Below are 24,843 nucleotides of genomic sequence, written 5' to 3' on the forward strand. Positions count from 1 at the left end.
AAAAAGGCCCCGGAGGTTTCACTCCGGGGCCTTTTGCATTGCAGCGAAGGCTTACGCCGCTTTCGCTTCCGGCTGGCTCAGGGAGCGGTTCAGCGCGCTGAACAGGGCCTTGAAGCTGGCGGTGGTGATGTTTTCATCGATACCCACGCCATGCACCGCACGTTCACCGTTCACACGCAGTTCAATGTAGGCCGCAGCCTTGGCATTGGTGCCCGCGCCGATGGCGTGTTCGTTGTAGTCCATGATTTCCACCGGAATCGGCAGACCGGCCACCAGTGCTTCCAGGGCACCGTTGCCCTTGCCGCGCCAGTGCAGGTTGGTTTCGCCCTGGCCTTTGCTGGCGACTTCCACTTCGACGGCGCTGTGGCCGTTTTCTTCCTGCAGGCGATGGCTGACCAGCGCGTACGGGGTGTTGGCCTGCAAGTATTCGCTGTGCAGCAGGGCATGAATTTGCTGGGCGGTCATTTCCAGGCCCAGGCGATCGGTTTCACGCTGCACGACCTGGCTGAACTCGATCTGCATGCGACGCGGCAGGCTGATGCCGTATTCCTGTTCCAGCAGGTAGGCAATACCGCCCTTGCCCGACTGGCTGTTGACGCGGATGACCGCCTCGTAGCTGCGGCCGATGTCGGCCGGGTCGATCGGCAGGTAAGGCACTTCCCACAGGGCGTCGGATTTCTGCTGGGCGAAGCCCTTGCGGATCGCATCCTGGTGGGAGCCGGAGAATGCGGTGTGCACCAGGTCGCCGACGTACGGATGACGCGGGTGAACCTGGATCTGGTTGCACTCTTCGACGACCTTGCGCACGCCGTCGATGTCGGAGAAGTCCAGTTGCGGGTCAAGACCCTGGGTGTACATGTTCAGGGCCACGGTCACCAGGTCGACGTTACCGGTGCGCTCGCCGTTGCCGAAGAGGCAGCCTTCGACGCGGTCGGCGCCGGCCATCAGACCCAGCTCGGTGGCGGCAACACCAGTACCACGGTCGTTGTGGGTGTGCAGGCTGATGATCACGCTGTCACGACGGTTGATGTGACGGCCGAACCATTCGATCTGGTCGGCATAGATGTTCGGGGTCGCGCATTCGACAGTGGCCGGCAGGTTGAGGATCATCTTGTGCTCGGGTGTCGGGTTCCAGACTTCGATCACCGCGTCGCAGACTTCCTTGGCAAACTCCAGTTCGGTGGCGCTGAAGGTTTCCGGGGAGTACTCGAAGGTCCACTCGGTTTCAGGCTGCTGGGCGGCGTACTTGACGAAGAGCTTGGCCGCGCTCACGGCGATTTCCTTGATTCCGTCCTTGTCCTGGTTGAAGACGATGCGGCGGAAAGAAGGGGAGGTGGCGTTGTACAGGTGAACGATGGCTTTCTTCGCCCCACGCAGGGATTCGAAAGTGCGCGCGATCAGGTCTTCACGGCCCTGGGTCAGCACCTGGATGGTGGTGTCGTCCGGAATGTGGCCGCCTTCGATCAAGGTGCGCACGAAGTCGAAGTCGGTTTGCGAAGCGGCCGGGAACGAGGCTTCGATTTCCTTCACGCCGACCTGTACCAGGGTCTTCCAGAAACGCAGCTTCTTGACGGCGTCCATCGGTTCGATCAGCGACTGGTTGCCGTCACGCAGGTCGGAGCTGCACCAGATCGGGGCGGCGGTAATGGTTTTCGACGGCCAGGTGCGGTCCGGGATGTCGATGGTCGGGAATGCGCGGTATTTCGAAGACGGGTCTTTGAGCATGCTCATCGGGAAATCCTTATTGTGTGGGCCGAAAAAAGGCGGCCTGCCGGTGGATCAAATGTTCTGGGGATAAAGCGTAAAAGAGGCACCACGATTCAGCCCGGCAGTCGTGCACTGACAAGGCACAAGCTGCGATGCTGACGGCGCTGAATGAGGGTGTGAGAGGTTTTCATGCCTTCAACCCTAACCGCGGGGGGAAAGGATGGCAAGCAGTCGAAAAAAATTGAGAGGAATACTCGTCGGCGTCTGTTTAGCGAGATTTTATTGCTCTGTAAGAGCCTGATCTTCAGGTTGGTTGCGCAAGGTTTGAGCGATGCGCAATCAGTGTTTTGAGCGCAGGGTGCTTGCTGCGGGGCTATTCTTCTTTAAAGCCTCGACTGGCGAGCGGGAGACGGCGATGAACGAATCCGATTGGAAACAGTATTGCGCATTGCGTCCGGTGGCCCATGAGCGGATGTGCACCCGGATCATGACCGACGTCGAAAAAATCGTGCTGGACAAGAGTATCGCGCCTTACGAACGCATCGAAGCCAGCGAGGAATTGCTCAAAGCCGCGCAAAAAGAGCTGTATTGGGCATTTGGCGTCTTCAGGTTTTCACGCCATGAAGCGCGCTCGCACCTGCTCGGGTTGCGCGCGCGGGAGTTGATCACGGCAGAGGAGCTGACCTGGTTTTCCGCGGAGACTCAAGAGTGGGTCAGGCATTGTCTGGCAGACCGGGAAGTCCATGGGATCGAGGACTTGGACGCTGAATAGGCGGCATCAGCCATATAAAGGATCAGGGGTGGAATGCCCCGATAAAAATCGCCGGATCCACCCGGGCATCATTGAGGCTGACGTTCCAATGCATATGCGGTCCCGTCGCCCGGCCGGTAGCCCCCACCTTGCCGACCACACCGCCGCGAGCCATTTGCTGCCCAACCTTCACATCGATCTTCGACATGTGGCAGAACATGCTGATAAAGCCCTGGCCGTGGTCGACAAACACCGTATTGCCATTGAAGAAGTAGTTACCGATCAGAATCACCTTCCCGGCGGCCGGGGTCTTGATCGGCGTGCCGGCAGGCACGGCGAAATCCAGGCCTGAGTGAGGATTGCGCTCTTCACCATTGAAGAAGCGGCGCACGCCGAACTTGCTCGACAGCGGGCCGTTCACCGGTTTATCCAGCAGCACGTTACTTGGCGTATTCGGACTGAACGTGCGGTAGGCAGCGATCTGCTCGGCCAGTTCGCGCTCGATGCGCTTGAGATTGTCCGGATCCGGATTGACCTGTTGCGTGTTTTTCAGCGTGATGCGCTGTTCCGGGTATTTCTTGTTACCAACGGTGAACCCCAGGCTACGACCGCCGCTGCTGACGGATTGGGCACCCGGCTTGACCGTCAGGGGTATACCGACGATGGCCAGCCAGTTGTTCTGTTCCTTGACCACCAGCACCGGCTTGCCCTGATAACTGGCTTTTGGCGCTTGCGCGGCGGCGCCCAGGTCCACCACGGCCACGCCGCCGGGCACCGGTTTGTTCAACAGGCGCGTGATGTAACTATCGGCATGGACGTTGAACGTCAGGCACAACAACAGAAGCGAAGTAAAAAAGCGCGGCATGGATCAGTCCAGTAAAGAAAGAGTGACGGGCGTCAGGTGATTGTCTTCGACCCGCACTTGCAGTTCGCCTTCACCCAGTTTGGCTTTCAGGCGCTGGCCGGTGTGGGTTTGCCCGGCGCTGCGGATCGCGTTGCCGCGCTCGTCCAGCAGAATGCTGTAGCCACGGCCGAGGGTCGCCAGGGGGCTGACCACATGCAGTGTCTGCATCTGGCTTTGCAGTTGCAGGCGACGGCTTTTCAAACCTTCGCGCATGGCGCGGGGCAAGCGTTCGGCGAGGCTGTCGAGGCGCTGCCGCAGCATCGCCAGTTGCCGGCCTGGATGCTGTCCGGCGAGCCGGGTTTCCAGACGGATCAGTCGTTCGCGCCGGGTGTTGAGGCTGCGCTCGAAGGCGCGGCGCAGGCGCATGTCCAGATCGTCCAGGCGCTGCGCTTGCTGCCGCAGGCGTTCACCCGGATGACGCAGGCGGCGAGAGATACCTTCCAGGCGCAGCCGATCACGCATCAGGCGGTCGCGCATGCGCATCACCAGCCGACGATGCAGGCTCTCGACCCGACGCACCAGATCACTGGAGTCCGGTGCCAGCAGTTCGGCGGCGGCAGAAGGTGTGGGCGCGCGAACGTCGGCGACGAAATCGCTGATCGATACATCGGTTTCATGGCCGACGGCGCTGACGATTGGCGTTACGCAGGCGTCCACGGCGCGGGCCACGGCTTCCTCGTTGAAGCACCAGAGGTCTTCCAGAGAGCCACCGCCACGGGCCAGGATCAACGCATCGAAGCCGCGGGCGTCCGCCAGTTTCAGCGCGCGAACAATCTGCGCAGTGGCTTCGCGGCCCTGTACCGCAGTAGGGATCAGCGTCAGCTGCACTTGCGGCGCGCGGCGGCGGAATACGCTTATGATGTCGCGAATCACCGCGCCGGTGGGCGAGCTGATGATGCCGATACGTTGCGGATGCGCCGGTAGCGGCACTTTGCGTTCGGCGCTGAACAGGCCTTCGGCGCTGAGTTTTTCCTTCAAGGCATCGAAGGCCAGGCGCAGCGCACCATCGCCGGCCGGCTCCACGGTGTCGAGGATCAGCTGATAATCGCCGCGCCCCTCGAACAGCGAAACCTTGCCCCGCACCTTGACCGCCAGGCCGTCCTTCAACGCCTGGCGCACCCGGGCGGCGTTCTGCCGGAAGAGGGCGCAGCGCACTTGGGCGCCGCTGTCCTTGAGAGTGAAGTACACGTGCCCGGACGCCGGGCGGGCGAGGTTGGAGATTTCGCCCTCGACCCAGATGTTGCTGAACACGTCTTCAAGCAACACCCGCGCACGGCCGTTGAGCTGGCTGACGGTCAGGACTTCGCGGTCCAGGCCGAGTCTTGCAAAGGGATCTTTAATCATGGGGCGCAGTTTAAAGGCATTCGGTGAACAATCTCCATGAGTCCGCACAAATCCCTTGTGGGAGCGAGCCCGCTCGCGAAGGCGGCATGTCTGTCGCTGCAATGTTGAATGTTATTCCTTATTCGCGAGCAGGCTCGCTCCCACAGGGGTAAAGTCGTCGGCGGTATTCAAGGAGGATTGAGTGTGGCTGAGTTGTTGAACCAATGGCCATTCGGCGCAGTGGACTGGCTGGTCATCGGGGCGGGCATCGCCCTGGCTTACATCGTATTCGGCATTGCCGGGTTCGGTACGGCGCTGGTGGCCGGGCCGATTTTGATTGTGTTCATGCCACTGTCGAAAATCGTGCCGTTGCTGGTGCTGCTGGATTTCATCGCGGCGTTCGGCAATCTGTTGCCTTCACGACGGGACGTGGCCAAACCAGAGCTCCTGCGATTGCTGCCCTGTATGGCGGTGGGCTGCACCCTTGGAGTGATTTTTCTGCTGAACCTGAAATCCGACCTGTTGCTGCTGTTGATGGGGTTGTTTATCAGCGCGTATGCAGTCTACAGCCTGTGGATAAAAGTCCGTCCGGCGCAGTTGTCTGCTGTTTGGGCGTTGCCGATGGGCACCGTGGGTGGGATGTTCGGCGCGTTGTTTGGCAGTGGCGGTTTTTTGTATGCGATCTATCTGAACAGTCGGCTGCCCAAGGATGAAGCCCGGGCGACTCAGAGCGCGCTGATCAGTTGCAGCACGGTGGTGCGTTTGAGCCTGTTTGCGGTCGCGGGGGTGTATGCCGAATTACCGTTGCTGGTACTGGCGCTGTGTCTGCTGCCGGCCATGGCGTTGGGGTTGTGGGTCGGTCGGCGGTTGACCATGCGCCTGTCGCGCGAGGCCTTCGTGCGGCTGGTAACGTGGCTGGTGCTGGCGAGCGGGATTGCGTTGATCGGGCGTTACCTGAGCACCTGAACACGACTGTGTGGCGGGGGAGCACGCTCCCTCGCCACAACGTTGTTTGTAAAGTGCCTCAGTCGTTGTACTGACTCAACAACCGCTCAAGCCGCGCGCTGAGGCGGCGTTTGATTTCGGTTTCGATGTGCGGCGCGAAGTCGTCGATCACGTCTTGCATGATCAATTGCGCGGCGGCACGCAATTCGGTGTCGAGGTACAGCAAGGCGTCGGCGTTCTTGCTGGCGCTCGGCGCCGGTTCCGCGGCGGGCTTGGGAGGTGTCGGCTCGACAGCTGGTGCAGGTTCGCTGACGGTGTCGAACAGCATGGGAATCTGTTCCTGGTCACCTTCTTCGACCGTGTCGGTCAGCAGCGGTGGTTGCAGGTTTTCATCGCCGAGCAATTGGCGGATCGACTCAAGGTCGTCCAACAAGTGCGCGGACTTTTGCAGCGGTTTTGGAGTGTCCATCGGAATGCTCAGAGTCGCTGTAAACGGTGATCTTGCAGAGGATAGCCCTGTTCGCGATAGAAACGGAAACTCTCCCGCGCGGCCTGGCGGATCAACGGATCTTCGACCACCACTTCCGCCACGCGGGCGAAGCGTTGGGCAAAGGCCGGGACCTTCAGGTCCAGGTTGACCAGCAAATCCTGGTGCTGACCGCAGTCATCGCCAAAACCCAGCACGATCAAGCTGTCCGGTTCGCTTTCAGCGGGGCCGTGGGGCACGAAGCTTTCGCCCTTGAACGCCCACAGGCGAGCGTCGAGGTCGTCGCGCTGAGCCGCATCACTGCAATGCAGGTAGACGCGGTGGCCCATGCGCCAGGCTTTTTCGGTGAGCTTGCAGGCGAAATCCAGGCGAGCCGAGGGATCGGCGCTGGGCAGGATATAGAAGTCGACTTTGGTCATTGCGGTTCCTGAGCCAGGGCGGCGCTACCCGAAGATAACGCCCCCTGGATCATTGGTTTCAGGCTTTGGCGCGGTCCAGCAGGTATTGGGTCAGCAGGGGGACTGGACGGCCGGTGGCGCCCTTGTCCTTGCCGCCGCTGGTCCATGCGGTACCGGCGATGTCCAGGTGAGCCCAGTTCAGGTTCTTGGTGAAGCGCGACAGGAAGCACGCAGCGGTGATGGTGCCGGCTTTCGGGCCGCCGATATTGGCGATGTCGGCGAACGGGCTGTCCAGCTGTTCCTGATACTCATCGAACAGCGGCAGTTGCCAGGCGCGGTCGTCGGCAGCCTGGCCGGCGCTCAACAGTTGACCGATCAGTTCGTCGTTGTTGCCCAGCAGGCCCGACGTGTGGGAACCCAGGGCGACGACGCAGGCACCGGTCAGGGTGGCGATGTCGATTACCGCTTGCGGCTTGAAGCGTTCGGAGTAGGTCAGGGCATCGCACAGCACCAGACGGCCTTCGGCGTCAGTGTTGAGGATTTCCACGGTCTGGCCGCTCATGGTGGTGACGATGTCGCCAGGACGCGAAGCATTACCACTCGGCATGTTCTCGGCACAGGCCAGGATGCACACCAGGTTGATCGGCAGCTTCAGTTCGAGCACGGCACGCAACGTACCGAACACGCTGGCGGCGCCGCCCATGTCGTACTTCATTTCATCCATGCCGGCACCCGGCTTGAGGCTGATGCCACCGGTGTCGAAGGTGATGCCCTTGCCGACCAGTGCGTAAGGCTTCTCGGATTTCTTGCCACCGTTGTATTGCATGACGATCAGGCGCGGCGGCTGGGCGCTGCCCTGGCCGACGGCGTAGAACGAACCCATGCCCAGTGCCTTGATCTTCTTCTCGTCGAGCACTTCGACTTTCAGATCCTTGAACTCTTTGCCGAGGTTTTTCGCCTGCTCACCGAGGAAGGTCGGGTGGCAGATGTTCGGCGGCAGGTTGCCCAGATTGCGGGTGAAAGCCATGCCGTTGGCGATGGCGGTGGCGTGGGTCACGGCGCGTTGCACTTCAGCCTGGGCGGCCTTGATAGTCAGCAGGGTGATTTTCTTCAGGGCGCGCGGTTCGGCTTTCTGGCTTTTGAACTGGTCGAACTGGTATTCGCCGTCCACCAGGGTTTCGGCCAGCAGACGGGTCTTGCCGTAGCTGTCGCGGCCCTTGACCACGATTTCGTCCAGGGCCAGTACCGCGTCACTGCCACCCAGGCCTTTAAGGGTGTTGAGTACGCCGGCGACGATTTTGCGGAACGGGCGGTCGCCCAGCTCTTCATCCTTGCCCACGCCCACCAGCAGCACACGCTCGGCTTTCAGGTTCGGCAGACTGTGCAGCAGCAGGCTCTGACCGACCTTGCCGGCCAGGTCGCCGCGCTTGAGCACAGCGCTGATTGCGCCGCCGCTGAGTTCGTCGAGCTGCTTGGCTGCAGCACCGAGCTTACGGCCTTCACCGACGGCGACGACCAGCGTGGCGGTCTTCAACGTTTCCGGGTTAACGCTTTTTACAACCAGTTCCATGTCCGGGTCCCTGAATTGATGGTCAACTCGCAAGCGCTCGACAGCGGGTGTGCGTCGCTTGCTTATAAATATGGAAAGGCGCCGGGAGTGGCCGGCGACGAAGGCCGCAGTTTGAACCTCGCTGCCAGCGCCTGACAACCCTCGGTTGCACGAATGTAGGAGCGAGTTCGCTCGCGGTGAACCCGACTGTGGCGCGGGCTGTCAGAGTTCCCGAGTTATCGTTGCCCAGCATCGCGAGCGAGCTCGCTCCTACAGGCGTTTCCCTGCATTGCGCAGTGACAGGCGCACCCAATCACAGGATAATGCGCCATCTTTTTTCGGCGGCTCTGCCTTGCGGGCTGTCTGATATGTTTGCTTGTTTGGCCGCCTTAGCCTGACAACCCTGGAGTGTCTGGTTTGATCGTCTTCCGTTATCTATCCCGCGAAGTCCTGTTGACCTTGAGCGCCGTCAGCGGCGTATTGCTGGTCATCATCATGAGCGGACGCTTCATCAAATACCTCGCCCAGGCGGCTTCGGGTCAGCTGGACCCGGGCTCGCTGTTCCTGATCATGGGTTTTCGCCTGCCGGGGTTCCTGCAACTGATCCTGCCGCTGGGCCTGTTTCTCGGGATCCTGCTGTCCTACGGTCGCTTGTACCTCGAAAGCGAAATGACCGTACTCTCGGCCACCGGCATGAGCCAGCAACGCCTGTTTCGCATGACCCTGTTCCCGGCCACGATCGTGGCGCTGGTGGTTGCCTGGTTGAGCCTGAGCCTGGCACCACAAGGCGCCAATCAGTTCCAGTTGCTGCTGAACAAGCAAGACGCACTGACCGAGTTCGACACCTTGGAACCAGGCCGTTTCCAGGCTCTGCGCGACGGCACCCGGGTGACGTACACCGAGCAGTTGTCGGATGACCGCATCAATCTGGGTGGAGTGTTCATTTCGCAAAAGAACATCAGTTCCGACAAGAAGGATCGCGGAATTTCCGTGCTGGTGGCGGAAAAGGGTCGCCAGGAAATCCGCCCCGACGGCAATCGCTACCTGATTCTCGACAACGGCTACCGCTATGACGGTAACCCGGGGCAAGCCGATTACCGGGCGATCAAGTACGAAGAGTACGGCGTACTGCTGCCCAAGCCGGATGTCAGCGATGAAGTGACCGATCGCGATGCCATGACCACCGCATCCTTGCTGGGCAGCGACGACATCCGTTCCCGTACCGAGCTGCAATGGCGGTTGTCCTTGCCATTGCTGGTGTTCATCGTGACCTTGATGGCGGTGCCGCTGTCGCGGGTCAATCCGCGCCAGGGCCGTTTCCTCAAGTTGCTGCCGGCGATTCTTCTTTATATGGCTTACCTGAGCATTCTGATTGCCGCTCGCGGTGCCCTCGAAAAGGGCAAGATTCCACCGGCGTTGGGCTTGTGGTGGGTGCACGGGATCTTCCTGGCCATTGGCCTGGGCTTGCTCTATTGGGAGCCCTTGCGCTTGAAGATGGCGAGCCGCCGCGCCGCACTGGAGGTGGCCCGTGGTTAAGCTCGACCGCTACATCGGTAGCAATGTGTTCATGGCGATCCTGGCGGTTTTGGGGATCATTCTCGGTCTGGCGACGTTGTTCGCGTTCATCGATGAGATGGGCGATGCCAGCGATACCTATACCCTGGTCGATATTCTGAGTTACGTGTTGCTGACCGCGCCGCGTCGTTTGTACGACATGCTGCCGATGGCCGCGCTGATCGGTTGCCTGATCGGTCTCGGCAGCCTGGCCAGCAACAGCGAACTGACCATCATGCGCGCGGCCGGTGTATCGGTCGGGCGGATCGTCTGGGCGGTGATGAAGCCGATGCTGGTGCTGATGGTGGTGGGCGTGTTGATTGGCGAGTATGTCGCGCCGGCAACCGAAAGCACCGCACAGGCCAACCGTTCGCTGGCCCAGGGCAGCGGCGATTCTCAAAGTGCCAAGCACGGCCTGTGGCACCGCCAGGGCGACGAGTTCATCCACGTCAACTCCGTGCAACCCAATGGCCTGCTGTATGGCGTGACCCGCTACCGCTTCGATGATCAGCGTCGCATCCTGTCGTCCAGCTTCGCCAAGCGGGCAGCGTTCGACACGGACCACTGGCAGTTGAGTGACGTCACCACCACGCTGTTCCATGAAAAGAGCACTGAAGTGGTCAGCGTTCCGGTCGAACGCTGGGACGTGGCGTTGAGCCCGCAACTGCTGAGCACGGTGGTCATGGCGCCCGATTCGCTATCGATCACCGGTCTGTGGGGTTACATCCACTACCTGGCGGACCAGGGATTGAGCAACGGCCGTTACTGGCTGGCATTTTGGGTCAAAGTGTTGCAACCGCTGGTCACTGCCGCCCTGGTGCTGATGGCGATTTCCTTCATCTTCGGCCCGTTGCGCTCGGTGACCCTTGGTCAGCGGGTGTTTACCGGTGTGCTGGTGGGGTTCACCTTCCGCATTGCCCAGGATTTGCTGGGGCCTTCGAGCCTGGTGTTCGGTTTCTCGCCGCTGTTTGCGGTGCTGGTGCCGGCGAGTGTCTGCGCCCTGGCGGGGCTCTGGCTGTTGCGTCGCGCCGGTTGATGGCGGTTCATTTTCCGCTTCACGCGTCATGAAAAACGCCCCTGTCGCAAGATCGGGGCGTTTTTGTACGCGCCGTCTGACCTGCGAACGTGACGCTTGCGTCGTGGATCAGGTACAATTCCCGGCTATTTTTCGGCGGGCTATGCCTGCAGCCTTTTTGAGTGTTGATCCGTGAGTGATTTGAGTCATATCCGCAATTTCTCCATCATCGCCCACATTGACCATGGCAAGTCGACGCTGGCCGATCGCTTCATCCAGATGTGCGGCGGCCTGGCCGAGCGTGAAATGGAAGCCCAGGTGCTGGACTCCATGGACCTTGAACGCGAGCGCGGGATCACCATCAAGGCTCACAGCGTCACTCTGTATTACAAGGCCAAAGACGGTATCAACTACCAGCTGAACTTCATTGATACCCCCGGTCACGTTGACTTCACCTACGAAGTCAGCCGCTCGCTGGCGGCCTGCGAAGGCGCGCTGCTGGTGGTCGATGCCGGACAGGGTGTGGAAGCACAATCGGTAGCCAACTGCTACACGGCGATCGAGCAGGGCCTGGAAGTGATGCCGGTTCTGAACAAGATCGACCTGCCACAGGCCGATCCGGAGCGCGTCAAGGAAGAAATCGAAAAAATCATCGGTATCGATGCCACCGACGCGGTCACCTGCTCTGCCAAGACCGGTCTGGGCGTCGATGAAGTGCTCGAGCGGCTGGTGACCACCATTCCGGCGCCGACCGGTAACATCGAAGATCCGCTGCAAGCGTTGATCATCGACTCCTGGTTCGACAACTACCTGGGCGTTGTCTCGCTCGTTCGCGTTCGCCACGGCCGCGTGAAGAAGGGCGACAAGATCCTGGTCAAATCCACCGGCAAGATCCACCTGGTGGACAGCGTCGGTGTGTTCAACCCGAAACACACCCCTACCGCTGACCTGAAGGCCGGTGAAGTGGGCTTCATCATCGCCAGCATCAAGGACATTCACGGTGCGCCGGTGGGCGATACCCTGACCTTGAGCTCGACGCCGGACGTTGATGTACTGCCGGGGTTCAAACGCATCCAGCCGCAGGTTTACGCCGGCTTGTTCCCGGTCAGCTCCGACGATTTCGAAGACTTCCGCGAGGCGCTGCAAAAGCTCACCCTCAACGATTCGTCGCTGCAATACACCCCGGAAAGTTCGGATGCACTGGGCTTCGGCTTCCGTTGCGGCTTCCTCGGCATGTTGCACATGGAAATCATCCAGGAGCGCCTCGAGCGCGAATACAACCTGGACCTGATCACCACGGCGCCGACGGTAATCTTTGAGCTGCTGCTCAAGACCGGCGAGACGATTTACGTCGATAACCCGTCCAAGCTGCCGGACCTGTCTGCCATCGAAGACATGCGCGAGCCGATCGTGCGCGCCAATATTCTTGTGCCGCAAGAGCACCTGGGCAACGTCATTACCCTGTGCATCGAGAAACGTGGTGTACAGGTCGACATGCTGTTCCTCGGCTCCCAGGTGCAAGTGACCTACGACCTGCCGATGAACGAAGTGGTGCTGGACTTCTTTGACCGTCTGAAATCCACCAGTCGCGGCTATGCTTCTCTGGACTACCATTTCGATCGTTACCAATCGGCTAGCCTGGTGAAGCTGGACGTGCTGATCAACGGCGACAAGGTCGACGCCCTGGCGCTGATCGTGCACCGTGACAACTCGCACTACAAAGGTCGCCAGTTGACCGAGAAGATGAAAGACCTGATTCCGCGGCAGATGTTCGACGTGGCAATCCAGGCCGCCATTGGCGGTCAGATTGTGGCGCGTACAACCGTCAAGGCACTCAGAAAGAACGTATTGGCCAAATGCTACGGTGGTGACGTCAGCCGTAAGAAAAAGCTGCTGGAAAAGCAAAAGGCCGGTAAAAAACGCATGAAGCAGGTCGGTAACGTGGAAATTCCACAAGAAGCCTTCCTTGCCGTGCTCAGGTTGGATAGCTAGGTCCTATGTCACTAAATTTCCCGCTGTTGCTGGTCATCGCCGTGTTCGTCTGCGGCCTGTTGGCGTTGCTCGATGTGCTGTTCCTGGCGCCGCGTCGGCGGGCCGCCATTGCCTCCTATGAGGGCAGCGTCAGCCAGCCCGACATGGTGGTGGTCGAGAAACTGAACAAGGAGCCGTTGCTGGTCGAGTACGGCAAATCGTTCTTCCCGGTGTTGTTCATCGTGCTGGTGCTGCGTTCGTTCCTGGTGGAACCGTTCCAGATTCCGTCCGGCTCGATGAAGCCGACCCTGGACGTCGGCGACTTCATCCTGGTGAGCAAGTTTTCCTACGGGATCCGCCTGCCGGTGATCGACAAGAAAGTCATCGATGTCGGTGAGCCACAACGCGGCGATGTGATGGTGTTTCGCTATCCGAGCGATCCGAACGTCAACTACATCAAGCGTGTCGTTGGCTTGCCGGGTGATCAGGTTCGTTACACCGCCGACAAGCGTCTGTTCGTCAACGGTGAGTCGATTGCCGAGCAACTGGTCGGCTCCGAGCCGGGTACGCTGGGCAGCGCCGAGCTCTACAAGGAAAAACTCGGTGTCGCCGAGCACATGATCCGCAAGGAAATGAGCCGCTACCGCGCAACGCCGGACCGTTCATGGACCGTGCCTGCCGGGCACTACTTCATGATGGGCGACAACCGCGACAACTCGAACGACAGTCGCTACTGGGATGATCCGAGCATTCCCAAGGATCTGCTGGGCATGGTTCCCGACAAGAATATCGTCGGCAAGGCCTTTGCAGTCTGGATGAGCTGGCCGGAACCCAAACTCAGTCACCTGCCGAATTTCTCGCGGGTTGGCCTGATCCAGTAATCAAACACGGCGCTGTTGAACACAGCGCCGAATGCATTTCTGGAGTCGACAGATTCGGCGCCGGAAGCATGAAGCCAATGATATTCAGGACGTTATTTTTGAACACAGCGTTAATTGTCCCAAGCCTGCGCCGACTCTCGGCGATGGCGGTGGAATCCAACCACGAACTCAGCGTGGGTAAACCGTGAGCGTCTCTTTAAGCCGTCTCGAGCGTCAGCTCGGTTACACCTTCAAGGATCAGGAACTGATGGTCCTGGCCCTGACTCACCGCAGCTTTGCCGGGCGTAACAACGAGCGCCTGGAATTCCTCGGTGACGCCATTCTCAACTTCGTCGCCGGCGAGGCGCTGTTCGATCGCTTCCCGTTGGCCCGCGAAGGCCAGTTGTCGCGTTTGCGCGCGCGTCTGGTGAAAGGTGAGACCCTGGCCGTGCTGGCCCGTGGTTTCGATCTGGGCGAGTACCTGCGCCTGGGTTCGGGCGAGCTGAAAAGCGGCGGTTTCCGTCGCGAGTCGATCCTGGCCGATGCGCTTGAAGCGCTGATCGGAGCGATCTACCTGGACGCCGGCATTGAAGTGGCACGCGAGCGCGTACTGGCCTGGCTGGCTGGTGAGTTCGAAGGCCTGACGCTGGTCGACACCAACAAGGATCCGAAAACCCGCCTGCAGGAATTTCTGCAGTCCCGTGGTTGTGAGCTGCCGCGTTACGAAGTGGTGGATATCCAGGGTGAACCGCATTGCCGGACGTTCTTCGTCGAATGCGAGATCATCCTATTGAATGAAAAAAGCCGAGGTCAGGGTGTGAGCCGTCGAATTGCCGAACAGGTAGCGGCCGCCGCAGCACTGATTGCCCTGGGTGTGGAGAATGGCAATGACTGATACAAACGCAACTCGCTGTGGCTATGTTGCCATCGTCGGCCGTCCGAACGTGGGCAAGTCCACGTTACTGAACCACATCCTGGGTCAGAAGCTGGCGATCACCTCGCGCAAACCGCAAACCACCCGACACAACATGCTCGGCATCAAGACCGAAGGCGATGTGCAGGCGATCTACGTCGACACGCCCGGCATGCACAAGGGTGGCGAGAAAGCCCTGAACCGCTACATGAACAAGACCGCTTCGGCAGCGTTGAAAGACGTCGACGTGGTGATCTTCGTGGTTGATCGCACCAAGTGGACCGAAGAAGACCAGATGGTCCTCGAGCGCGTGCAGTACGTGACCGGCCCGCTGATCGTCGCCCTGAACAAGACCGACCGCATCGAGGACAAGGCCGAGCTGATGCCGCACCTGTCCTGGTTGCAGGAACAGCTGCCGAACGCACAGATCATCCCGATCTCGGCTCAGCACGGGCACAACCTCGATGCGCTGGAGCGGGTGATTGCCGAGCACCTGCCGGAAAACGATCATTTCTTCCCGGAAGACCAGATCACCGATCGCAGCAGCCGCTTCCTTGCTGCCGAGCTGGTGCGTGAAAAAATCATGCGTCAGATGGGCGCCGAGCTGCCATACCAGATCACCGTTGAAATCGAAGAGTTCAAGCAGCAGGGCAAAACCCTGCACATTCATGCCCTGATCCTCGTCGAGCGTGATGGCCAGAAGAAAATCATCATTGGCGACAAGGGCGAGCGCATCAAGCGCATCGGTACTGAAGCGCGCAAGGACATGGAGCTGCTGTTCGATTCCAAGATCATGCTTAACCTTTGGGTGAAGGTTAAGGGTGGCTGGTCCGATGACGAACGTGCGCTGCGTTCGCTGGGCTACGGCGACCTGTAAATCGCCCGGCAGCACATCGATTCAATTGTGGGAGCGAGCCTGCTCGCGAAGAGGATGTAACATTCAGCATTGATGTTGTCTGTTACACCGCATTCGCGAGCAGGCTCGCTCCCACAGTGGTTTTGGGTTGATTGTAAATCGCGTTCCGTCATCGAGAGCTCCATGTCCCAGCCAATCGGCCAACCCGCCTACGTCCTCCACAGCCGCGCCTACCGCGAAAGCAGTGCCCTGGTGGACTTTCTCACGCCGCAAGGTCGGCTGCGGGCGGTGTTGCGCAGTGCGCGGGGCAAGGCGGGGACGCTGGCGCGGCCATTCGTGCCGCTGGAAGTCGAGTTTCGTGGGCGTGGCGAGCTGAAGAACGTCGGGCGCATGGAAAGTGCCGGTGTGTCCACCTGGCTCAATGGCGAGGCGCTGTTCAGTGGTCTGTATCTCAACGAACTGCTGATCCGCTTGCTGCCCGCCGAAGACCCACATCCCGGTGTATTCGATCATTACGCCGCGACCTTGTTGGCCCTGGCCGAAGGCCGACCACTGGAGCCGTTGTTGCGTTCGTTCGAATGGCGACTGCTCGACGACCTCGGCTACGGCTTTGCTCTCAATGCCGACATGCATGGCGACCCCATCGCCCCGGACGGTCTCTATCGCTTACAAGTGGACGCCGGGCTGGAGCGGGTCTATCTGCTGCAACCGGGGCTGTTCAATGGTGCCGAGCTGCTGGCCATGGCCGAGGCTGACTGGTCCGCTCCCGGCGCCTTGTCCGCCGCCAAGCGCCTGATGCGTCAGGCCCTGGCCGTCCATTTGGGCGGTCGTCCCCTTGTCAGTCGCGAATTGTTTCGCAAGCCCTGATCTCACCGTATGCTGTGCGCCGAATCTCTCAATTCAGGAGCCTATCCGTGACCACCAGCACCCGCATTCTTCTTGGCGTGAACATCGACCACGTTGCCACCCTGCGTCAGGCCCGGGGCACACGCTACCCGGACCCGGTCAAGGCAGCACTGGATGCGGAAGAGGCGGGCGCTGACGGTATTACCGTTCACCTGCGCGAAGACCGCCGGCACATTCAGGAGCGCGACGTGCTGCTGCTCAAGGACGTGCTGCAAACCCGCATGAACTTCGAAATGGGCGTCACCGAAGAAATGATGGCGTTTGCCGAGCGTATCCGTCCGGCGCACATTTGCCTGGTACCGGAAACCCGTCAGGAGCTGACGACCGAAGGTGGTCTGGACGTGGCGGGTCAAGAGGCGCGGATCAAGGCCGCCGTGGAACGCCTGTCCAAGATTGGCGCTGAGGTGTCACTGTTTATTGATGCCGATGAGCGGCAGATCGAAGCTTCGCGCCGTGTCGGCGCCCCGGCCATCGAGCTGCACACCGGGCGTTATGCCGACGCCGAGACACCCACCGAAGTGGCTGAAGAACTCAAGCGCGTCGCGGACGGTGTGGCGTTTGGCCTGGCCCAGGGGCTGATCGTCAATGCCGGCCACGGTTTGCATTATCACAACGTCGAAGCCGTTGCCGCGATCAAGGGTATCAACGAACTGAACATCGGCCATGCGCTGGTGGCTCATGCGTTGTTCGTTGGCTTCAAGTCGGCTGTTTCGGAGATGAAGGCGCTGATTCTGGCGGCTGCACTGAAAGGCTGAAGGTAAACGCAAAACCAATGTGGGAGCCAGCCTGTTGGCGATGGCGGAGTGTCAGTCAACAACGATGTTGAATGATAAACCGCTATCGGCAGCAGGCTGGCTCCCACATTTGATTGACGGTGTCGGGATCAGAGGGGTGCCGGCTCCTGCGCCGGCTTGGTCTTGTCGATTCCCGGCACATGCAGTTTGCCCTCGGCCACCTGATCGCCTTCTAGCTGCGGCTGCGTGACCCAGGTCAGGATGTCGTAGTAACGACGGATGTTCGCCACGAAGTGCACCGGCTCACCGCCTCGGGCGTAGCCGTATCGGGTTTTGCTGTACCACTTTTTCTCGGACAGGCGCGGCAGGATCTTCTTCACGTCCAGCCACTTGTCCGGATTCAGGCCTTCCTTGGCCGCCAGTTTGCGCGCGTCATCCAGATGACCGCCGCCAACGTTGTAGGCCGCCAGGGCGAACCAGGTGCGATCCGGTTCCTTGATCGAGTCGTCCAGCTGATCTTTCACGTAGGCCAGGTACTTGGCGCCGCCCATGATGCTCTGTTTGGGGTCAAGGCGGTTGGACACACCCATGGCCTGCGCGGTGTTCTGGGTCAGCATCATCAGGCCGCGCACCCCGGTCTTGGAGGTCACGGCCGGTTGCCACAGGGATTCCTGATACCCGACCGCCGCCAACAGGCGCCAGTCGACTTTCTCTTTCTTGGCGTACGCCTTGAAGTGCTGTTCGTATTTGGGCAGGCGTTGCTGCAAGTGTTGGGCAAACGTGGTGGCGCCCATGTAGCCAAGGACATCGACATGCCCGTAGTAGCGGTCCTTGAGGCGTTGCAGCGTGCCGTTTTTCTTGACCTTGTCGAGGTAGTCGTTGATTTCGTTAAGCAGGCTGTTGTCGTCGCCGGCGGCTACCGCCCAGCTCTGGTTGTTGGCATCACCCAGGTCAAAGGCGACCCGGATATTGGTGAAATACACCTGGTTCATCGCGACTTCGTTGGAATCGACCAGCGTCAGGTCGACCTGGCCTTCGTCCACCATGCGCAGGAGATCAACGACCTCGACCGCGTCGGACTCTTCGTATTCGATGCCGGGAAATTTCTTTTTCAGCTGCGCCAGTTGCTCGGCGTGGGTGCTGCCCTTGAGCACCATGATTTTCTTGCCCACCAGGTCTTTCGCGTCGGTAGGACGCGACTGGCCATTGCGGTAGATGATCTGCGGGGTGACTTCCAGGTAGGAGTGGGAAAACCGCACCTGCTTCTTGCGTTCTTCGCTGCTGACCAGGCCGGCAGCCGCCAGAACCGGGCCGTTGGGCTTGCCCACCTGATTGAACAGGTCGTCGAGGTTGTCGGCGGTCTCGATTTTCAGCTCGACCCCCAGATCGTCGGCGAAGCGCTTCACCAGCTCGTATTCGAAGCCGGTTTCACCGTTGCGATCCTGAAAGTAGGTGGCGGGGCTGTTACGGGTAACCACCCGCAGCACACCATCCTCCTTTACGCGCTCCAGCGTGTTGGGTTTATCAACACAGCCACTGAGCATCAGGAAGAGTCCGGTTGCGATCAGCCATTTGGCGTACCGCGGACGCAAAGCCGTTGGGGAAAACATTTGCGCAGTATACGCAAAGGACCACGAGCGCCATATCTCGACAGCAAAGGGCTAGTCTGCTAGGGCAGGGAAAACCGCTGTGAAGCCCGCAGGAATGGGCTCTGGCGACATTTTGTGACAGTAAAAATATCCCGTCACAATCGACCCGATCAACACTGGCGACCCGTCCGCAAAGCCGGGCCGACGCCCGGGTACAACCGCGTGTAGCGTTTCGGGTGATGTCGCGGGCTGTTTAGGCTAGAATGCACGGCCTCAAAGCACACCCCTTCCCGAGGCTGTCCCGAAGATGTTGATCCTGCGCGGCGCTCCTGCCCTTTCTGCCTTTCGCCACAGCAAACTCCTTGAGCAACTGAGCCAAAAGGTCCCGGCTGTCAGTGGCTTGTATGCTGAATTCGCTCACTTCGCCGAAGTCACCGGCGTCCTGACCGGCGACGAACAGCAGGTGCTCGCGCGCCTTCTGAAGTACGGTCCAAGCGTTCCGGTCCAGGAGCCGACCGGTCGTCTGTTCCTGGTGCTGCCGCGTTTCGGCACCATCTCGCCGTGGTCGAGCAAGGCCAGCGACATCGCTCGCAACTGCGGCCTGACCAAGATCCAGCGTCTGGAGCGCGGCATCGCCTTTTATGTAGCCGGCCAGTTCAGCGACGCTGACGCCCAGCTTATTGCTGAAGGGTTGCACGACCGCATGACCCAGATCGTCCTGGGCAACCTGGAACAAGCCGCCGGTCTGTTCAGCCACGCCGAACCCAAGCCCCTGACCGCAATCGACGTGTTGGGTGGCGGCCGCGCCGCGCTGGAAAAAGCCAACACCGAGCTGGGCCTGGCCCTGGCCGAAGACGAGATCGATTACCTGGTCAACGCCTTCGTCGGCTTGAAGCGCAACCCGCATGACATCGAACTGATGATGTTCGCCCAGGCGAACTCCGAGCACTGCCGTCACAAGATCTTCAACGCCAGTTGGGACATCGACGGCCAGAGCCAGGAAAAAAGCCTGTTCGGCATGATCAAGAACACCTACCAGATGCACAACGAAGGCGTGCTGTCGGCTTACAAGGACAACGCTTCGGTGATCGTCGGTTCCGTCGCCGGGCGTTTCTTCCCGGATCCTGAAACCCGCCAGTACGGCGCGGTGCAGGAACCGGTGCACATCCTGATGAAAGTCGAGACCCACAACCACCCGACCGCGATTGCCCCATTCCCGGGCGCATCCACCGGTTCCGGTGGCGAGATCCGTGACGAAGGCGCGACCGGTCGTGGCGCCAAGCCGAAAGCCGGCCTGACCGGTTTCACCGTGTCCAACCTGCAGATCCCGGGTTTCGAACAGCCGTGGGAAGTGCCGTACGGCAAGCCCGAGCGCATCGTCACCGCACTGGACATCATGATCGAAGGCCCGCTGGGCGGCGCTGCGTTCAACAACGAATTCGGCCGTCCGGCGCTGACCGGTTACTTCCGTACTTTCGAACAGTCCATCACCACGCCTCATGGTGATGAAGTTCGCGGTTACCACAAGCCGATCATGCTGGCCGGCGGCATGGGCAACATCCGTGAAGAACACGTCCAGAAAGGCGAGATCGTCGTCGGCTCCAAGCTGATCGTGCTCGGCGGCCCGGCGATGCTGATCGGCCTGGGCGGCGGCGCGGCTTCCTCCATGGCTACCGGCACCAGCTCGGCGGACCTGGACTTCGCTTCGGTACAACGCGAAAACCCGGAAATGGAGCGTCGCTGCCAGGAAGTCATCGACCGTTGCTGGCAACTGGGTGACAAGAACCCCATCAGCTTCATCCACGACGTAGGCGCGGGCGGTCTGTCCAACGCCTTCCCGGAACTGGTCAACGACGGCGACCGTGGTGGCCGTTTCGAACTGCGCAACATTCCAAACGACGAGCCGGGCATGGCCCCGCACGAAATCTGGAGCAACGAATCCCAGGAACGTTACGTGCTGGCTGTCGGCCCGGCTGACTTCGAGCGCTTCAAGGCGATCTGCGAACGCGAGCGTTGCCCGTTCGCCGTGGTCGGCGAAGCCACTGCCGAGCCGCAGCTTACTGTAACGGATAGCCACTTCGGCAACAGCCCGGTGGACATGCCGCTGGAAGTGCTGCTGGGCAAGGCTCCGCGCATGCACCGTTCGGTGGTTCGTGAAAACGAGCTGGGCGACGATTTCGATCCGTCGACCCTGAACATCGCCGACTGCGTCGAGCGCGTTCTGCATCACCCGGCCGTAGCGAGCAAAAGCTTCCTGATCACCATCGGTGATCGCACCATCACCGGCCTTGTTGCCCGTGACCAGATGGTCGGCCCGTGGCAGGTTCCGGTGGCCGACGTTGCCGTCACCGCCACCAGCTTCGACGTCTACACCGGTGAAGCCATGGCCATGGGCGAGCGTACTCCGCTGGCGCTGCTGGATGCTCCGGCGTCGGGTCGCATGGCCATCGGCGAAACCCTGACCAACATCGCGGCTTCGCGCATCGGCAAGATCTCCGACATCAAGCTGTCGGCGAACTGGATGTCCGCCGCCGGTCACCCGGGTGAAGACGCGCGTCTGTACGACACCGTCAAGGCAGTCGGCATGGAGCTGTGCCCTGAGCTGGGTATCACCATTCCGGTGGGCAAGGACTCGATGTCCATGGCCACCCGCTGGAACGATGATGGCGTGGACAAGGCGGTGACTTCGCCAATGTCGCTGATCGTGACCGGTTTCGCGCCGGTGACTGACATCCGTCAGACCCTGACCCCGCAACTGCGCATGGACAAGGGCACCACCGACCTGATCCTGATCGACCTGGGCCGCGGCCAGAACCGCATGGGGGCTTCGATCCTTGCCCAGGTTCACGGCAAGCTCGGCAAACAAGCTCCAGACGTCGATGACGCCGAAGACCTTAAAGCCTTCTTCGCCGTGATCCAGGGCCTCAACGCCGACGGCCACCTGCTGGCTTACCACGACCGTTCCGACGGTGGTCTGCTGACCAGCACCGTCGAAATGGCTTTTGCCGGTCACTGCGGCCTGAGCCTGAACCTCGATGGCGTGGCGGAAACATCGGCGGACATCGCCGCGATCCTGTTCAACGAAGAGCTAGGCGCCGTGATCCAGGTTCGCCAGGACGCTACCCCGGACATCCTCGCGCAGTTCAGCGCTGCCGGTCTGGGCGAGTGCGTGTCGGTGATCGGTCAGCCGATCAACAACGGCGAAATCAGCATCACTTTCAATGGCGACACCGTATTCGAAGGCCAGCGTCGTCTGCTGCAACGCCAGTGGGCCGAGACCAGCTACCAGATCCAGCGTCTGCGCGACAACGCCGACTGCGCCGATCAGGAATTCGACGTGCTGCTGGAAGAAGACAACCCGGGCCTGGGCGTCAAGCTCAGCTACGACGTCAACCAGGATGTCGCCGCGCCTTACATCAAGAAAGGCATTCGTCCACAGGTTGCCGTGTTGCGTGAGCAGGGCGTCAACGGTCAGGTGGAAATGGCGGCGGCGTTCGACCGTGCCGGTTTCAACGCGATCGACGTGCACATGAGCGACATTCTGGCCGGCCGTGTCGACCTGAACGAGTTCAAGGGCTTGGTGGCCTGCGGCGGTTTCTCCTACGGCGACGTACTGGGTGCCGGTGAAGGCTGGGCCAAGTCGGCGCTGTTCAACAGCCGTGCCCGCGATGCGTTCCAGGGCTTTTTCGAACGTAACGACAGCTTCACCCTCGGCGTGTGCAACGGTTGCCAGATGATGTCCAACCTGCACGAGCTGATCCCGGGCAGTGAGTTCTGGCCGCACTTCGTGCGTAACCGTTCCGAGCAGTTCGAAGCCCGTGTGGCGATGGTGCAGATCCAGGAATCGAACTCGATCTTCCTGCAAGGCATGGCCGGTTCGCGTATGCCGATCGCCATCGCCCACGGTGAAGGTCATGCCGAGTTCGCCAGCGAAGAAGCACTGCTGGAAGCCGATCTGTCCGGTTGCGTGGCGATGCGTTTCGTCGACAACCACGGCAAGGTCACCGAAAGCTACCCGGCCAACCCGAACGGCTCGCCGCGTGGGATCACCGGTTTGACCAGCCGCGACGGTCGCGTGACCATCATGATGCCGCACCCGGAGCGCGTGTTCCGTGCCGTGCAGAACTCGTGGCGTTCGGATGACTGGAGCGAAGATGCTCCTTGGATGCGCATGTTCCGTAATGCCCGAGTCTGGGTAAATTAAGGGCAGGTGAACTGAAGGCTATGCATAAGCTTTCCTTTTTTGTTCCCGACAGTCATGTCGAGGCGGTCAAAAGTGCCGTATTCGCCGCCGGTGGCGGGCGGATCGGTGCTTACGACCACTGTGCGTGGCAAGTGCTGGGGCTTGGCCAGTTTCGACCATTGGACGGCAGTCAGCCGTTCATGGGGAAAGCGGGGCAAGTCGAGCAGGTCGAGGAATGGAAGGTTGAGCTGGTGGTGGCCGATGAGTTGATTCGCTCGGTGGTGGTGGCTCTGAAACAGAGCCATCCCTATGAGACACCGGCTTATGAAGTGTGGCGGTTGGAGGATTTCTGATCTTCCAGGCTGCTGAAATGAAAAACCCGCTGAAGTGGATTCAGCGGGTTTTTTTATGCGCCAGGTTTAGTGGTGACAATCAGGGCCTCATCGCTGGCAGGCAACTCACCACTAAACCTTGGCACTCACCTCACTGCGATTGACCAACGCTTCCAGCGCCTCACTCAGGCTCGCAGCCTTGTCACCCACCAACAGATGCCAGATGCCGCCCTCAAGCTGACTCACCCCCTGACAACCCAGCGCCTTCAAATCGCACTCCGACAATGCCTTGCCATCGGCCAGTTGCAGGCGAATCCGGGTCATGGCCACGCAGTTCAGTTGCAGCACATTGTCGCCACCGCCCAGGGCATTCAGCCATTGCCGGGCTTCGGGTGCCGCCATGGCGGCGGGTGGCGGTGCGTCGACCGTCGCAGCCGGGGTGGAGATCACCGCGCGTCCCAATGCCGGCATCGCCAGGCGAATCTCGTCGGCAATACTGTCGGCCATCGGCCCGACCACCACCTGCAAACTGCCGCCCTTGCCGGGTCGTACCACGGCCATGGCACCCAGCGCCTTCAAGTCTGCATCCGACGCTTTGTTGCGATCGACCATGTCCAGTCGCAGGCGCGTGGTACAAGCGCCGACGGTGATCAGGTTTTCGGCGCCACCCAGTGCCTTGATGTAGGCCCCGGCACGGTCGCTTTCAGCCACCGCAGCCTTTTCAGTCACGGCGCTGTCTTCCCGTCCCGGCGTCTTGAGGTTGAAGCGGCGAATGCAGAAGTCGAACACCAGGTAGTAGATCAGCGCATACACCAGGCCTACCGGCACCACCCGCCAGCCGTTGGTGGATTTGCCCCAGCCGAGGATCATGTCGATGAAGCCGCCGGAAAAGGTGAAGCCGAGGTGGATGTTCAGCAGGTTGGTGACGGCCATGGACAGGCCGGTCAGCAGCGCGTGCAGCAAGAACAACAGCGGTGCAAGGAACATGAAGGCGAATTCGATGGGTTCGGTGACGCCGGTCAGGAATGAGGTCAGGGCCATCGACAGGAAAATCCCGCCCATGATTTTGCGTCGCTCCGGCAGGGCGTTACGGTACATCGCCAGGCAGGCGGCAGGCAGGCCGAAGAGCATCACCGGGAACATGCCGGTCATGAACTGGCCGCCTTTCGGGTCGCCGGCAAAGTATCGCGATATATCGCCGGTCACCAGGGCGCCCGTGGTCGGGTCGGTGAAGTTGCCGAATACGAACCAGGCCATGTTGTTGATGATGTGGTGCAGGCCGGTGACGATCAGCAGGCGGTTGAGCACACCGAAAATGAACGCACCGATGCTGCCGCTCTCCAGCAGCAATGCGCCGAAGCCGTTGATGCCGTGCTGGACCGGCGGCCAGATCAGGCCGAACACCACGCCCAGGCCGACTGCGCTGAAACCGGTGACAATCGGCACGAAACGACGGCCGCCGAAGAACGCCAGGTACTCCGGCAACTTGATGTCCTTGAACCGGTTGTACAGCGCACCAGCCATCAAGCCGCTGATGATCCCGGCGAGCATGCCCATGTTAATGCTCGCATCCAGCACCTTGAGCGTGGACACCATCACCAGATAACCGATGGCCCCGGCCAGGCCGGCCGTGCCGTTGTTGTCCTTGGCGAACCCGACGGCGATGCCGATGGCGAAGATCAGTGCCAGGTTGGCGAAAATTACCTGGCCGGCGTCGTGGATGATCGCGATGTTCAACAGGTCCGTGTCGCCCAGGCGCAGCAGCAGGCCGGCAATCGGCAGGATTGCGATCGGCAGCATCAGCGCGCGGCCGAGGCGCTGCAGGCCTTCGATGAAGTATTGGTACATGGCGGTTCTCCCTGGATT

At 60.7% G+C, this 24,843-nt stretch carries 20 protein-coding genes; 12 read left to right on the forward strand and 8 right to left on the reverse strand.

Annotation, left to right across the window (positions count from 1 at the left end; all coding sequences use genetic code 11):
* Positions 1-51: 51 nt before the first annotated feature.
* Complete coding sequence (gene leuA / locus AC07ZE_RS05655) at positions 52-1,731, reverse strand: 2-isopropylmalate synthase (RefSeq protein WP_137804808.1); 1,680 nt, start codon at positions 1,729-1,731, stop codon at positions 52-54.
* A 391-nt stretch (positions 1,732-2,122) separates the two neighbouring features.
* On the opposite strand from leuA, the gene AC07ZE_RS05660 reads away from it, so the two are divergent.
* Positions 2,123-2,479, forward strand: a complete 357-nt coding sequence (locus AC07ZE_RS05660; protein ID WP_207262190.1) for a hypothetical protein — start codon at positions 2,123-2,125, stop codon at positions 2,477-2,479.
* 22 nt (positions 2,480-2,501) lie between these two features.
* On the opposite strand, the gene AC07ZE_RS05665 is transcribed toward AC07ZE_RS05660, so the two are convergent.
* Positions 2,502-3,323 carry a M23 family metallopeptidase gene (locus tag AC07ZE_RS05665; RefSeq protein WP_207262192.1) on the reverse strand — a complete coding sequence of 274 codons (822 nt, stop codon included), beginning with the start codon at positions 3,321-3,323 and terminating at the stop codon, positions 2,502-2,504.
* 3 nt (positions 3,324-3,326) lie between these two features.
* On the reverse strand, positions 3,327-4,706 hold the full coding sequence (xseA, locus tag AC07ZE_RS05670) for an exodeoxyribonuclease VII large subunit (RefSeq protein ID WP_095193764.1): 1,380 nt from the start codon (positions 4,704-4,706) through the stop codon (positions 3,327-3,329).
* A gap of 177 nt (positions 4,707-4,883) precedes the next feature.
* Between xseA and AC07ZE_RS05675 the strand changes: the two genes are divergently transcribed.
* Positions 4,884-5,651: a sulfite exporter TauE/SafE family protein gene (locus tag AC07ZE_RS05675; protein ID WP_207267765.1), complete on the forward strand. Its 768-nt coding sequence runs from the start codon at positions 4,884-4,886 to the stop codon at positions 5,649-5,651.
* Positions 5,652-5,709: 58 nt separating this feature from the next.
* Here AC07ZE_RS05675 and AC07ZE_RS05680 read toward each other — a convergent pair whose 3' ends face one another.
* The 3 genes from AC07ZE_RS05680 to AC07ZE_RS05690 are packed head-to-tail and all read right to left on the reverse strand — an operon-like array spanning position 5,710 to position 8,085.
* Positions 5,710-6,099 carry a DNA polymerase III subunit chi gene (locus AC07ZE_RS05680; RefSeq protein ID WP_207262194.1) on the reverse strand — a complete coding sequence of 130 codons (390 nt, stop codon included), beginning with the start codon at positions 6,097-6,099 and terminating at the stop codon, positions 5,710-5,712.
* An 8-nt stretch (positions 6,100-6,107) separates the two neighbouring features.
* Positions 6,108-6,536, reverse strand: a complete 429-nt coding sequence (locus AC07ZE_RS05685) for a DNA polymerase III subunit chi (protein ID WP_207262195.1) — start codon at positions 6,534-6,536, stop codon at positions 6,108-6,110.
* A 58-nt stretch (positions 6,537-6,594) separates the two neighbouring features.
* Positions 6,595-8,085 carry a leucyl aminopeptidase gene (locus tag AC07ZE_RS05690; protein ID WP_207262197.1) on the reverse strand — a complete coding sequence of 497 codons (1,491 nt, stop codon included), beginning with the start codon at positions 8,083-8,085 and terminating at the stop codon, positions 6,595-6,597.
* A 396-nt stretch (positions 8,086-8,481) separates the two neighbouring features.
* Between AC07ZE_RS05690 and lptF the strand changes: the two genes are divergently transcribed.
* The 8 genes from lptF to pdxJ all read left to right on the forward strand — a co-directional run bounded on the left by lptF (position 8,482) and on the right by pdxJ (position 16,894).
* Positions 8,482-9,600 (forward strand): LPS export ABC transporter permease LptF, encoded by a 1,119-nt coding sequence (gene lptF / locus AC07ZE_RS05695; protein ID WP_207262199.1) that lies wholly within the window; start codon positions 8,482-8,484, stop codon positions 9,598-9,600.
* A complete protein-coding gene (lptG, locus tag AC07ZE_RS05700; RefSeq protein ID WP_207262201.1) occupies positions 9,593-10,654 on the forward strand; it encodes an LPS export ABC transporter permease LptG in 1,062 nt (353 codons plus the stop codon). The genes lptF and lptG overlap by 8 nt, the downstream gene beginning before the upstream one ends.
* A gap of 171 nt (positions 10,655-10,825) precedes the next feature.
* Positions 10,826-12,625: a translation elongation factor 4 gene (gene lepA / locus AC07ZE_RS05705; RefSeq protein WP_008020289.1), complete on the forward strand. Its 1,800-nt coding sequence runs from the start codon at positions 10,826-10,828 to the stop codon at positions 12,623-12,625.
* A gap of 5 nt (positions 12,626-12,630) precedes the next feature.
* Positions 12,631-13,485, forward strand: coding sequence for a signal peptidase I (gene lepB, locus AC07ZE_RS05710; protein ID WP_137804801.1), 855 nt, complete (start codon positions 12,631-12,633; stop codon positions 13,483-13,485).
* Positions 13,486-13,669: 184 nt separating this feature from the next.
* Positions 13,670-14,359: a ribonuclease III gene (gene rnc, locus AC07ZE_RS05715; protein WP_095193756.1), complete on the forward strand. Its 690-nt coding sequence runs from the start codon at positions 13,670-13,672 to the stop codon at positions 14,357-14,359.
* Positions 14,352-15,254 carry a GTPase Era gene (gene era, locus AC07ZE_RS05720; RefSeq protein ID WP_007973959.1) on the forward strand — a complete coding sequence of 301 codons (903 nt, stop codon included), beginning with the start codon at positions 14,352-14,354 and terminating at the stop codon, positions 15,252-15,254. The genes rnc and era overlap by 8 nt, the downstream gene beginning before the upstream one ends.
* Positions 15,255-15,416: 162 nt before the next feature.
* Positions 15,417-16,100 (forward strand): DNA repair protein RecO, encoded by a 684-nt coding sequence (gene recO, locus AC07ZE_RS05725; protein ID WP_207262203.1) that lies wholly within the window; start codon positions 15,417-15,419, stop codon positions 16,098-16,100.
* Between the two features lie 47 nt (positions 16,101-16,147).
* Positions 16,148-16,894 (forward strand): pyridoxine 5'-phosphate synthase, encoded by a 747-nt coding sequence (gene pdxJ, locus AC07ZE_RS05730; protein WP_207262205.1) that lies wholly within the window; start codon positions 16,148-16,150, stop codon positions 16,892-16,894.
* A 128-nt stretch (positions 16,895-17,022) separates the two neighbouring features.
* Here the strand turns inward: pdxJ and mltF are convergent, their stop codons facing one another.
* On the reverse strand, positions 17,023-18,483 hold the full coding sequence (gene mltF, locus AC07ZE_RS05735; protein WP_095193753.1) for a membrane-bound lytic murein transglycosylase MltF: 1,461 nt from the start codon (positions 18,481-18,483) through the stop codon (positions 17,023-17,025).
* 286 nt (positions 18,484-18,769) lie between these two features.
* Here mltF and purL point away from each other — a divergent pair, with 286 nt between their 5' ends.
* A complete protein-coding gene (gene purL, locus AC07ZE_RS05740; protein WP_207262208.1) occupies positions 18,770-22,666 on the forward strand; it encodes a phosphoribosylformylglycinamidine synthase in 3,897 nt (1,298 codons plus the stop codon).
* Between the two features lie 20 nt (positions 22,667-22,686).
* A complete protein-coding gene (locus AC07ZE_RS05745; protein ID WP_207262210.1) occupies positions 22,687-22,998 on the forward strand; it encodes a YqfO family protein in 312 nt (103 codons plus the stop codon).
* A gap of 111 nt (positions 22,999-23,109) precedes the next feature.
* Here the strand turns inward: AC07ZE_RS05745 and nagE are convergent, their stop codons facing one another.
* Positions 23,110-24,825, reverse strand: a complete 1,716-nt coding sequence (gene nagE / locus AC07ZE_RS05750; RefSeq protein ID WP_207262212.1) for an N-acetylglucosamine-specific PTS transporter subunit IIBC — start codon at positions 24,823-24,825, stop codon at positions 23,110-23,112.
* Between the last annotated feature and the right edge of the window lie 18 nt (positions 24,826-24,843).

The organism is Pseudomonas sp. GW101-3H06, from assembly GCF_059424605.1.